This window comes from Streptomyces sp. CC228A (genome assembly GCF_021390935.1).
GTDB lineage: Bacteria > Actinomycetota > Actinomycetes > Streptomycetales > Streptomycetaceae > Streptomyces.
In genome coordinates, this window is the sequence record NZ_JAJPUI010000017.1 from 26313 (window position 1) to 39913 (window position 13601).

9 protein-coding genes, 1 tRNA gene and 2 pseudogenes are annotated in these 13601 nt (G+C 75.6%); 5 read left to right on the forward strand and 7 right to left on the reverse strand.

Annotated features, from left to right (window positions below; genetic code table 11):
• From L6E17_RS29590 to L6E17_RS29600, 3 genes are read right to left on the reverse strand one after another with little or no spacing between them, the layout of a single operon-like run.
• On the reverse strand, positions 1 to 1590 hold the full coding sequence (locus tag L6E17_RS29590; protein ID WP_236243719.1) for a (2,3-dihydroxybenzoyl)adenylate synthase: 1590 nt from the start codon (positions 1588 to 1590) through the stop codon (positions 1 to 3).
• A gap of 16 nt (positions 1591 to 1606) precedes the next feature.
• Positions 1607 to 2803, reverse strand: coding sequence for an isochorismate synthase (locus L6E17_RS29595; protein ID WP_236243709.1), 1197 nt, complete (start codon positions 2801 to 2803; stop codon positions 1607 to 1609).
• 15 nt (positions 2804 to 2818) lie between these two features.
• Entirely contained in the window at positions 2819 to 3601 is a 783-nt protein-coding gene (locus L6E17_RS29600) for a 2,3-dihydro-2,3-dihydroxybenzoate dehydrogenase (RefSeq protein ID WP_236243710.1), read from the reverse strand.
• Positions 3602 to 4224: 623 nt separating this feature from the next.
• On the opposite strand from L6E17_RS29600, the pseudogene L6E17_RS29605 reads away from it, so the two are divergent.
• The 4 genes and pseudogenes from L6E17_RS29605 to L6E17_RS29620 form a co-directional block, all read left to right on the forward strand.
• A pseudogene (locus tag L6E17_RS29605) lies at positions 4225 to 4798 on the forward strand (ATP-binding cassette domain-containing protein); the annotation flags it as partial.
• 28 nt (positions 4799 to 4826) lie between these two features.
• Positions 4827 to 5672: pseudogene (locus L6E17_RS29610) on the forward strand (ABC transporter permease); the annotation flags it as partial.
• Between the two features lie 41 nt (positions 5673 to 5713).
• A complete protein-coding gene (gene uppS, locus L6E17_RS29615) occupies positions 5714 to 7513 on the forward strand; it encodes a polyprenyl diphosphate synthase (protein WP_236243711.1) in 1800 nt (599 codons plus the stop codon).
• A gap of 315 nt (positions 7514 to 7828) precedes the next feature.
• Positions 7829 to 8032, forward strand: a complete 204-nt coding sequence (locus L6E17_RS29620) for a hypothetical protein (RefSeq protein WP_236243712.1) — start codon at positions 7829 to 7831, stop codon at positions 8030 to 8032.
• 97 nt (positions 8033 to 8129) lie between these two features.
• Here the strand turns inward: L6E17_RS29620 and L6E17_RS29625 are convergent.
• Positions 8130 to 8203 (reverse strand) — tRNA-Pro (locus L6E17_RS29625).
• Positions 8204 to 8262: 59 nt separating this feature from the next.
• Positions 8263 to 10959, reverse strand: a complete 2697-nt coding sequence (locus L6E17_RS29630) for an AAA family ATPase (protein ID WP_236243713.1) — start codon at positions 10957 to 10959, stop codon at positions 8263 to 8265.
• 164 nt (positions 10960 to 11123) lie between these two features.
• Here L6E17_RS29630 and L6E17_RS29635 point away from each other — a divergent pair, with 164 nt between their 5' ends.
• Entirely contained in the window at positions 11124 to 11651 is a 528-nt protein-coding gene (locus tag L6E17_RS29635; RefSeq protein WP_236243714.1) for a DUF309 domain-containing protein, read from the forward strand.
• 641 nt (positions 11652 to 12292) lie between these two features.
• On the opposite strand, the gene L6E17_RS29640 is transcribed toward L6E17_RS29635, so the two are convergent.
• A complete protein-coding gene (locus tag L6E17_RS29640; RefSeq protein WP_236243715.1) occupies positions 12293 to 12676 on the reverse strand; it encodes a DUF488 domain-containing protein in 384 nt (127 codons plus the stop codon).
• A 93-nt stretch (positions 12677 to 12769) separates the two neighbouring features.
• Positions 12770 to 13601 (reverse strand): carbohydrate-binding protein (locus tag L6E17_RS29645; protein ID WP_374109186.1); only part of this gene is annotated, 832 nt, incomplete at its 5' end.

A 13601-nucleotide genomic window follows, 5' to 3' on the forward strand; every position in this document is an offset into this window, starting at 1 on the left:
TCATGACTCCTTCCGGGCGAGTGCGGCCAGCGCCGCCCTCAGCTCGCGCTTGCTGGTCTTGCCGACACCGGTCACCGGGAACTCCCCGACGACCTGCACCAGGTCCGGCACCTTGAAGGCGGCCACCCCGCGTTCGCGCACGAAGGCCCGCAGTTCCGGCCCGGTGGGCGCCGTGCCCGCGGCGGGCACGACGTAGGCGCAGGTCCGCTCGCCGAGATAGGCGTCGGGCACGGCGACGACGGCGGCGTCGAGCACGCCCGGGTGGGCCATCAGATGGTTCTCGACCTCTTCGGCCGCGACTTTCTCCCCGCCCCGGTTGATCTGCTCCTTGGCCCGGCCGACGACCTCCAGGTGCCCCGTGGGCGTGCGGCGCACGAGGTCACCGGTCCGGTAGAACCCGTCCTCGGTGAACGCGGTCGCGTTGTGCTCCTCGGCCCGGTAGTAGCCGCGGATCGTGTAGGGGCCGCGGGTCAGCAGGGCGCCGGTCCCGCCCGGCGCCACGTCGGCGCCGGTGTCCGGGTCGACGACGCGGATCTCGTCGTCGGGGGAGATCGGCCGGCCCTGCGTGCCGAGCACGGCCTCGTCGGGGTCGTCCAGGCGGGTGTAGCACACCAGGCCCTCCGCCATGCCGAACACCTGCTGGAGGCGGCAGCCGAGCGCGGGGCCGATCCGCTCGGCCAGCTCGCGCCCGCACTTGGCCCCGCCGACCAGGAGCACCTCCAGGGACGACAGGTCACGGTCGGTGCGGGCGGCCGCCTGCACCCACGCGGCGGCGAGCGGCGGCACCACCCCGGTGATCGTGACCCGCTCGGCCTCGATCAGCCGGAACGCGGTGTCCGCGTCCGGCCGCGGCGCCATGACGGTGGCCGCGCCCGCGTGCAGCGCGCCGAGCACACCCGGCGAGCTGAGCGGGAAGTTGTGGGACACCGGCAGCGCGGCCAGGTGGACGCTGTCCGGGCGCAGGCCGCAGATCCGGACGCTCTCACGCACGCTGTAGAGGTAGTCGTCGTGGGTGCGCGGGATCAGCTTCGGCAGCCCGGTGCTCCCCCCGGACAGCTGGAGGAACGCCACGCCCTCCGGGTCGGGGTCGGGCAGTTCCCGCGGCGCGGTGGCGGCCAGGTCGGCGAACGCGTCCGAGCCCACCACCAGGACCTGCCGTACGGAGTCCACTTCGGACGCGACGGCGCGCGCGGTCGCCGCGTGGTCGTGCCGCTCGTGCTCGCCGACGGTGACGATGGCGGCGGCCTCGCTGTGCGCGGCGAAGTGCCGCAGCTCGCTGTGCCGGTGCGCGGGCAGCGCGAACACCGGCAGCACACCCGCGCGCCACATGCCGAACGCGACCGGCAGGAACTCCGGGATGTTGGGCAGTTGCAGCACCACCCGGTCGCCGGGCGCGAGGCCGGACCCGAGCAGGCCCGCCGCGATCCGGTGGGCCCGCTCGTCCAGTTCGGCGAAGCTCCACCGGGTCTCCCCGCCCACGACGGCCGTCCGGTCGCCGTACGCGGCGGCCAGCGAGGTCAGGAGCGCTCCGAAGGTCTGCCCGCGCCAGTGGCCCGCGGCCCGGTAGCGCGCGGCGGTCCGCGCCGCCAGCGCACGTGGTCGGCGGTCATACGGCGCCCTCCAGTCCGAGGGCGCGCAGCAGCGTGCCGAACTTCGCACCGGTCTCGGCCAGTTCGGCCGCGGGCTCGGAACCGGCGACGATCCCGGCCCCGGCGGACAGCCGCACCGTCCGGTCGCACACCTCGGCGCTGCGGATCGTCACCGCCCACTCGCCGTCGCCGTCGAGGCCGGCCCAGCCGACCATCCCCGCGTAGTAGCCGCGGTCCTCGGGTTCCAGGTCCGCGATGGCCCCCAGCGCCGCGGCCGCGGGCACCCCGCCCACCGCGGGCGTCGGGTGCAGCGCCTCGGCCAGCCCCAGCGCCGAGCAGGCGGGGTCGGCCGGGTCCGCGAGCCGGCCGGTGATCCGGGTGGACAGGTGCCACATCGTCGGGGTACCGATGACCTCCGGCCGCTCGGGCACCTCCAGGTCGACGCAGAACCGGCCGAGCACCTCGGCGACCTGCGCGGCGGTGTGGGCGTGCTCGCCGAGGTCCTTGGCCGAGTCGCGCAGCCGAGCGATCCGCTCGCGGTCCACGGCCTCGTCGCCCGACCGGGGGGCGGAGCCTGCCAGCGGGTTGGCCACCACGGTCGCTCCGCGCCGGGACACCAGCAGTTCGGGGCTGGCCCCGACGAGGGTACGCGTGGCGGGGTCGCCGGGCGCGGTGACGTCGACAGCGAAGGCGTACGCGGCCGGGTCCGGCCGCACCAGCCGGGCCAGCAGGGCGGGCACCCACACCGGGGCGTCCGCGGTCAGTTCCAGGGAGCGGGCCAGTACGACCTTGCTCAGTTCGCCGCGGCCGATCAGCTCCAGCGCGCGGCGGACGCCGTCGGCGTAGTGCGCGGGCTCGGGGCGCGGTGTGACCGTCCACGGGGTCCCGGTCTCCGCGTCGGGGGCCCGTACACCCGCGGGAGCGTCGGCGCGCCGCACCACGGAGGGCACCACGAGGCAGCTTTCCGCTTCCCGGCGGAACCCCGCGGCGCCGACGACGACGGGCTCAGGCACCCCGGCCGCGGCGGCCGCGTCGAGCGCCTCGGCGGCGGCCCGGGCGTGCGACCCGCCGCCGTCGCGGACCCGGGTGTGGACCCCGTCGGCGAGCAGGGTCCCCCGGGAGGAGGAGAAGTAGAAGGAACCGGGCAGGTAGGCGGCCAGCAGGTCGGACGCCCGGTGCACGGGTCTCGGGCGCACGAGCGCGGGTAGGGACACGTCGGCATTCCTTTCTCAGGCGCGCAGGGTTGCGCCGCCGTCGACGAACAGGTTCTGCATGGTGATGTGCCGCGCCCGGTCGGAGACCAGGAACAGCACGGCGTCGGCGATGTCGGCCGGGTCGGCGATGCGGCCGAGCGGTATGCCCGTCCGGAACTGCTCCGGGGTGCCTGCGATCACCCGGGCGAGGTCGTCCTCGCCCGTCCACAGCCGGCGCTGCATGGGGGTGTCGGTCGAGCCGGGCGAGACCGCGTTGCACCGGATGCCGTGGGGGGCGAGCTCCAGGCCGAGGCAGCGGGTGAGCATGACGCTCGCGGCCTTGGAGGCGGCGTACGCGCCCATGCCGGTGCGCGGTATGCCCGCGGCGTTGGAGGCGACGGTCACCAGCGACCCCCGGCCGCGGGGCACCATCCGGCGGGCCAGTTCGCGCAGGACAAGGAACACGCCGGTGGTGTTGACGGCGAAGGTGTCGGCCCAGTCCTCGTCGGTGGTCTCGCACAGCGGACCGGGCCGCAGGATGCCCGCCACCGCCACACCGGTGCCGATCGGTCCGATGTCCTTCTCGGCCGCGGCGACCGCGGCGGCGACCGCGGCGGGGTCCGACACGTCGGCGGTGTAGGGGACGACCCTCCCGTCCGAGCGCTCCGCGAGATCCGCCAGTCCGTCCGCGTCGACGTCCACGGCGGCGACGGCGGCGCCCTCGCGGACCAGACCGTCGACCACGGCGGCGCCGATCCCCCGGGCCGCTCCGGTGACCAGCGCCACCGGGTGTGCGTTCTCCCCGTTTCGGGCAGGCACACCCTCACCCCCACTCGTTGAAGTTAGCCTTACCTAACCAAGGCGAGGCTAACCTAACTGGGCGTTGGCGGCGGGAGCAAGCCGAGACCGCCGAGGCCCTCAGGGGCCCCGACGGAACGTCACCTCGCCTGCGTCCGGCGGTAGTCCGCCCGACACCCCGCGCAGGGGCGAGCACCGCCGCACGCACCGGACCCGGCACCCTGGCCCGGGTCGGCCCCGCAATCCGGCGCAGGGGGGAGGCGCGTTCGGGGATACGGGCACCCCCCGGCGCGACGTTCCGGTACCGCCCGCAGCCGGCGCGGGGCGGCGCACAGCCGCACGGGGCCGGCCGTGTCCACGCGCGCCGCGGCCCGCACGCCGAGGAGCGGCTCGTACGGCGGCCTGGCTGCCGTCCAGCGACCTCGGCCCGCGCCCTCGGCCGCCGTCCTACCCGGCGACCCACCGCCACCGCCCCGGCTCAGGGCGGCGGCCGAGGGAGGCACCCCGCGGACTCGGCGGCCCGAAGGGCTTCGTACGCCTCCGGCGCCAACGCCCGGCGGCATGCGCCGTGTCCGCGACGCCCCACGGGCGTTAGGCCATTCGGTCGGGGTCAGCCCCAGGACCACGAGGGGGAGGCAACCGGCGTGGAGATCAGGAACGTGCACCACGCCTACCGCAAGCGCGTGGTCCTGAACGGTGTGGACCTGCGGCTTCGGGCAGGAACCCTGTGCGGGATCGTCGGGGAGAACGGCGCCGGCAAGTCCACACTGCTGAGGATCCTGTCCGGTGAACTGCGGCCCGCACGGGGAACCGTCCGCCATGGCAGCCGGTTCGGCTACTGCCCGCAGCACGTGATCCTCAATGACGCGCTGACCGTCCGGCAGCACCTGACGTTCTTCCAGAGGGCCTACCGCCTGACCGACGTGCGCTACGCCGAGGAGCTCATGGACGTGCTTCACCGGCTAGGCCGACGAGCGGGCCGGGGCTCTCAGCGGCGGCACGCGGCAGAAACTCCACGTGACGCTGGCGCTCATGCACGATCCGCAGGTCCTGCTGCTGGACGAGCCGTACCAGGGCTTCGACTGGGACACCTACCAGCGGTTCTGGGAGCTGGCCGCGCGGCTGCGGGACGCGGGACGCTCGGTCCTGGTCGTCTCCCACCTCGCGTACGACACCGAACGCCTGGACGAGTTGTGGCGCCTGGACAGCGGCGTGCTGCGCGCGCGGACCGGGCGGGGACCGCCGCATGAGGAGTCACCTGGCCCTCTTCGCGGTCGCCACCCGGTTCACGCTCATCGAACACGGACGCAACCGGTTCGCCTTGCTTCTGGTGGTCCTGTTCGTCCCGGTGTGGACCTCCCTGGCGTACCTGGCGATGCCCGACACCCGGCCCGGATGCGGCTCCGCGCCACCGGGGAGGCCCTGGCGCCGCACGGCAATGAACTGACCGCGATCAGCGGAGCCCTCAAGGCCGTCACGCTGATCACCGGCTACATGATGTTCGCCGCCACCTTCTCCGGCAGCGGCTTCGACCGCCGCCTGGCGATGGCCGGCTACCCCCGCACCCATCTCGTCCTGGCGAAAGTCACCGCTCTGGCTCTGGTCGCGGCGACGGTCGCCGCCTACGCCACCGTGGTCATGTGCGTGGCCTGGCCCCCCCCGGCAGCCCCTCCTGCTCACCGCCTCCCTCTTCTGCGCCGGACTCACGTACGGCGCTCTGGGAGTCGGCTTCGGCTCCCTGCTGCGCAGGGAAGTCGAGGGGATGTTCGCCATCGTGATGACCAGCATCATCGATCTCGCACTCCAGAACCCCATCACGAGTTCCGGGGCCGACAACCCGGTCATGCGCTACCTGCCCTCGTACGGGGCCATGCAGGCCAGTACGGCGGCCGGATTCTCCTCCAGCCCGGTCCTCGGACACCTGGCTCTCCAGCTCGCCTGGTGCGGGCTGGCCGCCCTCGTCGCCCTGCTGGGCTTCCGCAACAGCACCCGCAACTGCCTGCCGGCCGCCTCCACCGCGCAGCCCGGGCCGGGAAGCAGCGCGGCCGGCCTTCCCGCGCCGCGCCGAACCAGCGGCCCATCGGCTGCGGCGTCCGTCCGACACACATGCACACTGAGGACCCGGCTTCCGACATGCGCACCACACACTCCGCTCCAGCAGACACCGACGCCGCCCTGCCGGCGCAACGAGGGCGCCCCAGCCGCCCGCCCGCCGGTGAGGACCCGTCCCTGAAGGCGGCGTACCGGCTGTGCCGGCGCACCACACGGCAGCACGATCCCGCGATCTCCCTTCTCGTCCAGCTGATGCCGGCCGCGCTGCGCCCGGCCGGGTGGGCGCTGTGGGCGGCGGCGACCGTCCTGGACGACCTGGCCGACCGGCAGGACGTGGAGCCGGCCGCGCGTGCGGCCCGCGTCGCGGCGTGGACGGAGGCCCTGCAGCACGACCTGGCGGCCGGCACGAGCAGGGATCCGGTCCGGTATGCCCTGGTGGACACGGCCCTGCGATGGGGCCTGGACCTGTCCGGCCTGCGAGAGGCCATGGACAGCACACGTGAGGACACCCGCGGCCGGCACTTCGCCGACTGGGCCTCGTGGCGGGCCTGGTGCAGCGAGGGAATCGCGCCTTGGGTCGACCAGGTACGGCACCTGTCCGACCGGGCGGGAGCGCCGATGACGCTCCGGCTGGACCGGCAGCAGGACTACCGGCGGTTCATCCACGGCGCCCAGCTCACCGACGTCCTCACCGACCTGGGCGCCGACCTCTCCCAAGGCGACCTGCTCCTGCCGCAGGAGGCCCTCAACGCCTTCCCCGGCGCCGAGGACGACCTGCGGCACGGGAACTGGAGCCCGGCCGCAGCGGCCCTGGTCCGCGAGCTGACGGCTCTCGCCCGTCATTGGGTGACCAGGCCCTCCATGACCACGGGCATGCACCCGGGCGCCGCCGTCGTGCTCGACACGGCCGCCTGCCTGATGCGTGCCCAGCTCGATGCCGTCGACGCGGCCGGCCGCGCCCTGCTCACGTGTGCCCCGCGCCCGTCTCTCGCGGCCCGCACCCGCATCCTCGCCCCCGCCCGCATCCGCTCGGCCCTGGCCTGGAGCCTGACGCCGCTGACCGTGCCCCCACCCCGTCGGCCCGCGGTGACCGTGCCCGGTCCGGGTCCTGAAGCCGAACGCACCGGCCTCCGGCCCCCGCCACCGCACTCCGGCGGCGCCCGGCCACCGCGGATCGCGGCCGACCGGATGCCCACCCACGTGGCGGTCATCATGGACGGCAACGGCCGCTGGGCCGGGCAGCGCGGCCTGCCCCGCCCGGAAGGCCACCGCGCCGGCAACGCCGCCGCCCGCGAGATGGTCTACGGCGCCCTGGAGATCGGCCTGCGCCACCTGACCCTCTACGCGTTCTCCACCGAGAACTGGAAACGCGACACCGAGGAGATCACCACGATCCTGGAAGCCATCCGGCACGACCTCGACGAGGGACCCATCCGTGACCTCGACGTACGCCAGCGCTGGCTGGGCCGGCCCGACGGTCTGCCCGAGGAACTCGTCCAGGCTCTCCTACGCGAGGAGCGCCGCACCAGCCACCGCACCGGCCTCACCCTCACCGTCTGCATCAACTACGGTGGCCGCGGCGAGATCACACAGACAGCCGCAGCCCTTGCCCGGGCGGCTCGCACCGGCGACCTCGACCCCGACCTCATCAGTGAGGACGACTTCGCCCGCCACCTCCCCCACCCCGACATGCCGGACGTCGACCTCCTGTGGCGCACCGGCAACGGACAGCGCACCTCCAACTTCCTCCCCTGGCACGCCACGTATGCCGAGTTGTACTTCACCCCCGGCTACTGGCCCGACATGGACCGGCGTGCTCTGTGGCAGGCCGTCAGCGCATACAGCCGACGCCAACGACGCCACGGCGGCGCCACGCCGTAGGGCGCGCGCGGACCCCGGGAGCCCTGCACGCCGGGGCGTGGCAGCGGTGCATGCGGGGTGGCGGGTCGGCGCACGACCTCGATGCCGAAGCGGCCACCGAACCACTGATCGGGCCGAAGCCGGTGGCGGAGTGCACGGGGGCTGACAGCTCCATGCCGCGGGCGCACACCGGCGGTGCCCCGGCCGAGTGCGGTGCCCCCGCCACTTGCAGGACGCCTCCGACCGCACAGCCGGCTCCACCAGCGGTCGCCACCGACATGACGATTCATCAGAAACCGGCGCTCGCGCGTCACCCGTGCGTCACGTGCGTCAGACATGCCTCAGGGCACCGCCCGCAACGCCGGCGTCCGGGTGCACGTCCTGAGCGAGATCGCCGGACCAGGCTCGCTGACCGCCACCCGGCGGTACCTGCACCTCAACGTGCACAGGATCACCGCCGTCGGCGCCGCCCTCTCGGCACACCCCACCGCGCTGCGCGCACCCCGGTCCCTGCCGGGCCCCATCGCGGTCGCCCGCTGACCGGTCAAGACGGGTTGACCCCCAAGCGGTCCCCAAAACGATCAAGGGGCCGTTTCAGATCGCTCTGAAACGGCCCCTGACCTGCGACTTCGTAAAGTCGGGACGACAGGATTTGAACCTGCGACCCCTTGACCCCCAGTCAAGTGCGCTACCAAGCTGCGCCACGTCCCGGTGCGCTCGCCGTGGCTGGGCCGTGGTGAGCGCGACGAGAGAACATTACCTCATCCGCGTCACCGGTGATGAGCCAGGGCCTCCTCCGCCTGGGCGGTCAGGGCGTCGGCGCCGCAGGTGGTGGCGAGGGCGGCGGCGCGGGACAGCTCCGCCGGGCCGGCCAGGGCCCGCGCGTGGTCGTAGGCGGCCTGCGCGTGCTCGTACCGGGACGGCGACGCCTCCAGGTGGCGGACCGCGCGGGCCAGCAGGGTGCGGGCCTCGTCCGGGGCGGCCAGCAGCGCCTGGCAGCGGAGGGCCTCGCCGAGCGCGGTGTCCGTGCCGAAGCGCTCCGCGTGGGCGCGGGCCAGCGCGGCGGTGCGTGCGGCCCGGTCGGTGTCCCCCGCGGCGAGGGAGGCGCGGACGAGGTCGTACGCCCAGGGGGCCCACGTGCCGTTGTGGCGGCCCCGGGCCTCCAAGGCGGCGCCGGCGGCCTCCAGTTCGGTGACCGCCTCGCGGACGCGGCCCTCCGCCAGCAGGAGGCGGCCGAGGACGGACGGCCCGTCGGGCATCACCATCGCGCTCGGCCAGGGCGGGCCGAAGGCGTAGCGGTCCGCCAACTCGCGGGCCTCGGCGGTCCGGCCGCGGGCGATGAGGGTGTCGATCAGGAGGCACACCGCGTCCCAGTGGACGGCCAGCCCCGTGCCGACCCGGTCGGCCAGGCGCAGGCCCTCGCGGAGGAACGTCTCCGCCTGCCGCAGGTCGCCCGCGCGGCGGTGGGCGAGGCCCAGCAGGGTGTGGGCGAAGGCGAGGTGGGCGCCGCTCCAGCCGGAGATCTCGTACGCGCGCACCGCCTCCTCGAACAGGTCGCGGGCCCGGTCGGGCCGGTCGGTGAAGGCGTAGGCGATGCCGACCATGGCGGGCGTCTCGAAGCCCCACTCGGTGTCGGTCCAGCCCACCCCGCGGGCCGGCCGGCCGTCGAGGAGGGCGCGGTCGCACAGGTCGACGACGTGGGTGGCGCTCTCCCCGCGCAGCATCGCGTCGAAGGCGCGCAGGGAGAGCAGGGCGCGTTCGGCGGCGTCGGTGCCCTTGAGGTGGTCGGCCAGGTCGGCCAGGCGGCGGGAGCGGCCCTCGGGGTCGTCCTCGGCGGCGCGGAACGACTCGTACATGAAGTGCGCGGCCTGGAGGCGGGTGCGGGCGGGGCCCGGGGGCGTGCGGGCCGCCTCGGTGGCGACCGCGACGGACGCCTGCCGCAGCTGGTTGCTGTGGGCGAGCGCCTGGGCGAGGCGGCAGGTGGCGTCGGTGCGCAGGGCCGGTGCGAGGCCGGGCAGGTCGAGGGCGGAGCGGAGGTGGCGGACGGTGGCGTCCGGGGAGGTGAGGAGGGCGGCGCAGCCCAGTTCGTAGAGCACTTCGGCGTACGCCTCGGGCGGCGGCGGTTCCTGCAGGGCCCGTTCGAGGCAGCGCCGGGCGGCGTCGGGGGCACCGACGGCGAGGTGCTCGCGGGCGGCGGCGCGCAGCTGCGCCACGACGTCGGGGTCGTCGTCCGGGTGCACCTCCAGGAGGTGGCGGGAGGCGGCGGCCGCGCCGAGGCCCGCGTCGGTGACCGCCCAGGCGGCCGCGCCGTGCAGGGCGGTGCGGACGGCGGGCGGGATGGCCCGGTACACGGCGGTGGCGACCAGCGGGTGGGTGAACTCCAGGGGGTCGGTGCCCGTGAGGACGCGGGCCTCGCGCAGCCTGCGCGCGCAGTCGCCTGCTTCGTCGCGGCCCATGCCGGCGAGGCGGGCGGCGAGGTCCGGGGAGATGCCGGTGCCGAGGACGGCGGCGGCCCAGGCGAACCGGGTGGCGCCGCTGCCGAGTTCCTCCAGTCGGTCGGCCAGGCCGTCGCCGCGGGAGGAGGCGCCCAGGTCGCGCAGTCGGCCGGCGCTGCCGGCGACGGGGTCGAGCCGGCGGTCCCGCACCTGGGCGAGGAGTTCGACGGTCTCGTACGGGTTGCCGCCGGTGACTGTCCACAGCTCGCGGCAGAACGGCGCGTCGGTGCGCTGGCCGAGGGCGGAGCGGACCAGGTCGGTGGTGGCCTGCTCGGTGAGCGCGCGGAGGGTGACGGTGAGCCGGGCCTGGTCGCCGAGGCGGCGCAGCAGTGTCGCGGCGGGTTCGGTACGGGCGTCGGGGCGGTGCCCGGGGCCGGGACCGGTACGGGGGTCGGCGCAGGCGTCGGAGCGGTGGGCGAGGACGACGAGCAGCGGCAGGGCGGGCAGTCGGCCGGCGAAGGCGGCGAGCCAGGTGAGCGACTCCGCGTCGGCCCAGTGGGCGTCGTCGACGAGGACCACGAGGGGCTTGCCGCGCTGCTGCTCCGCGAGCCGGGTGACGACCCGGTCCAGTCCGTCCCGTACGCCCTGGGGGTCGGCGAGCGGCCCGGTCGGCGGGGCGAGGGCGAGGGCGGGAGCGGTGAGGTCGAAGCGGTCGCCGAAGAGGCGCCGCAGGCGGTCCTCGGGTTCGGTGAGCAGGGTGGGGAGGAGGAGTTGGCGCACGAGGTGGAAGGGCACGGAGGTCATGGTCTCGGCGCCCGTGCCGGACAGGACGGTGCAGCGCCCGCAGGCGCGGCGCCCTATCTCGGCGAGGAGGGCGGTCTTGCCGATGCCGGCCTCGCCCCGGTAGATGAGCAGTCCTCCGGAGGGCGCGGGGCCGCACAGCGCGTCGACGGCGCGTATGGCCGCGGCGAGTTCCGGTTCCCGCTCCAGCAGGGGTACGGGGAGCGGGTCTTCCGCCGGGGACGGCAGCATCGGCCTTTCCCTTCCATGTGCGGTCTGGGCATGGCGTGTCGGCCGGCCGGCGCGGTCGGCCGGAGGTGGTGATCCTCTGCGTGGGGAGCGTAGTCGTACGGCCTGGTGAGGGGTACCGTTCGGGTCGTTCGCGGACCATCCGGGGCACGGGCGACAATGGGCGGATGGACGGCTTGGACGGCTTGGACGGTGGGAGCAGGGGGCCGAGGGACCGGGACGAGGAGGGCCGGGCGCGCAGTGCGCGGCCCCGGGACGGCCTCGGGCGCCCCCTGCCGTACGGCGCGGACGGGGTGGCGCGGCAGCCGGAAGGCGTGCCGCGCACGCCCGAGGAGACCCTGCGGGAGGCGCAGCGGCTCCTGGACGCGGGGATGCCGTTCCACGCGCACGAGGTGCTGGAGGACGCCTGGAAGGCGTGCCGCGACACGGAGCGGGCCGGCGAGGAGCAGCTGTGGCGGGGCCTGGCCCAGTTGGCGGTGGGGCTGACGCACGCGGCGCGCGGCAACGCGGTGGGCGGTGCGCGGCTGCTGCTGCGCGGCGCTGAGCGGCTCGGCCCGTACGGGGCGGGGGGACCGTACGGGATCGACACTACGGCCCTGGCGGACTGGGCGGGCCGCCTCGCGGCGCGGCTGTCCGAGGTCCCGGCCCCGGTGGTCGATCCGGTGGCGGAAGCCCCGCGGCTGACGGGCCGTTAGGGCGAGGCGCCCTGGTGCCGACCATCGGCAAAACGCTGCGCCGGCTGCCGGAGGGGCGGGCGGCTGCGGGGCGCCTTGCCTCTCGGTACGCCGGGCGCCCGGCGGGGCGGCTGCCGGGCCGTCGTGGACCTGCGCCCGGGTGCCCGGCGGGGCGGCCGGCGGTCGCCGGAGGAGCAGGCGGCTGGGGGCGCCTTGCCTCCGGCTGCGGCCGGGTGTCCGGCGGGGCGGGTGCCGGGCCGTGGTGGGCGTGCGGCGGGTCGCCGCCCTCGCCTCCGCGGGTGGCCGCAGGGCGCCGGGGGCGCCGGGTACCGAGGACGGGGGCGCCACGGACCGGGACCGGGGGACCGGGTACCGGGGCCGGGGGCGCCACGGGCCGGGGACGGGGGCCGCTTGGTGCCGGTGGCCACCGCATCGTCCGGGCGCCCGGGGAGCGGAACGGTCCGCTGCTGCGCCGCCCGAGATCGGTCGTATGGGTGCCGTGGCCTCCCGTCGGGGGCCGGCCTCGCAGGGGTGCGCCAGCCGGGCCGGGCGGCCGTGCGCGGGGTCGGGCGACGCGGCGGCTGTCCGGCCGGATCGGAGCGGGATGGTCTCCGGGCGGGATGGCGCGAATCCGCCGGTGGGGGTTGCGGACCGGTGCCGGATCAGTGGCCTTCCAGCAGGTCGCGCAGGACGGAGGCGTGGCTCCGGTCCGGGGTGCGGGACGCGGTCAGCAGGGTGACGGGGCCGGCCCTGGTGAGGCGGCGGAGGCCGTCGAGCGCCGCTGCGGCCTCCGGAGCGGCGAGTTCCGCCTCGTACCGGTGGCGGAACTCCGCGAAGGCGGCGGCGTCCTCGGTGTCCGAGCCGTGGAACCAGCGGCGCAGTCCGGTCGACGGCGTGAGGGACTTGGGCCACTCGTCGATGTACGCGTCCGTCGTGGCGAGACCGCGCGGCCAGAGGCGGTCGACGAGGACGCGCGTGCCGTCCTCGGGGTGCGGCGGGTCGTACACCCGCCGCACCCGGAGGGGGTGGGGCACCGTGCGGGGCATGGGGCCAGGGTGCCCCGGCGGCTGCGGGGCGGCAAACGGGCCGGGGCCCGGCTGGCTGCCGGGCCCGGTGCGTACGGTGCGGTGCGTCCGTGGTCAGAGGCGCTGCCACAGGGCGGGGACGTTCGGCGGCTCCCAGCCGGTCTGGGCCTGGTGGCCCTGGATGCAGCGGTACGTGGCACCGCCGTACGTGACCTGGTCGCCGGCGCTGTAGACGGTGCCCGCGGCCCAGGTGCCGCCCGGCTCGCCGGGGTCGCCCGGGTCGCCCGGGTCACCGGGGTCGCCGGGGTCACCGGGGTCGCCCGGGTCCGTGGTGGTGAGCGTCAGCCCGTACGCCTGGAGCAGCGGGTTGATGGGCTGGTGGAAGGTCGTGCCGCCGGTGCGGCAGTTGCCGGAGCCGCCCGAGGTGACGCCCTGGGCCTGGCTGCCGGAGATGTACGAGCCGCCGGAGTCGCCCGGCTCGGCGCAGACCGAGGTGCGGGTGACGCCGCTGATGGTGCCCTCGGGGTAGGTGACGCTGGTGTTGTGCTGCTGGATGGTGCCGCAGTGCCAGCCGGTGGTGGAGCCGGAACGGCAGATGGAGGCGCCGACCATGGCCTGGGTGGAGCCGGTGACCCGGATGTTCTGCCCGCCCTGCCCCTTCACGTACGGGGTGGAGCGCCAGTTGGTGTTGGCGGCGACCCACGCCATGTCGCGGCCCGGGAAGTTGGATGCCTGGAAGGTGCCCTGGGCGACCTGGTTGTAGCCGCTGGTGGAGGTGCCGACGCGGCCGCAGTGGCCGGCGGTGGCGAAGCCGTGCTGGGTGCCGCGGGTGATGGCGAAGCCGACGGAGCAGCGGCCTCCGCCGCCCATGTAGTAGGCGTCGCCGCCGCGGATGTCGTAGAAGGGGCGGGGCCGCTCGGTGGTCGTCTCGACGCGGACCAGGGAG

What these genes read in the sequence shown, in the direction of transcription:
- uppS (WP_236243711.1), top strand. Translation starts at nt 5,714, where the DNA reads ATGCGCACCACACACTCCGCTCCAGCAGACACCGACGCCGCCCTGCCG.
- L6E17_RS29620 (WP_236243712.1), top strand. Translation starts at nt 7,829, where the DNA reads ATGCCTCAGGGCACCGCCCGCAACGCCGGCGTCCGGGTGCACGTCCTG.
- L6E17_RS29630 (WP_236243713.1), bottom strand. Translation starts at nt 10,959, where the DNA reads ATGCTGCCGTCCCCGGCGGAAGACCCGCTCCCCGTACCCCTGCTGGAG.
- L6E17_RS29635 (WP_236243714.1), top strand. Translation starts at nt 11,124, where the DNA reads ATGGACGGCTTGGACGGCTTGGACGGTGGGAGCAGGGGGCCGAGGGAC.
- L6E17_RS29640 (WP_236243715.1), bottom strand. Translation starts at nt 12,676, where the DNA reads ATGCCCCGCACGGTGCCCCACCCCCTCCGGGTGCGGCGGGTGTACGAC.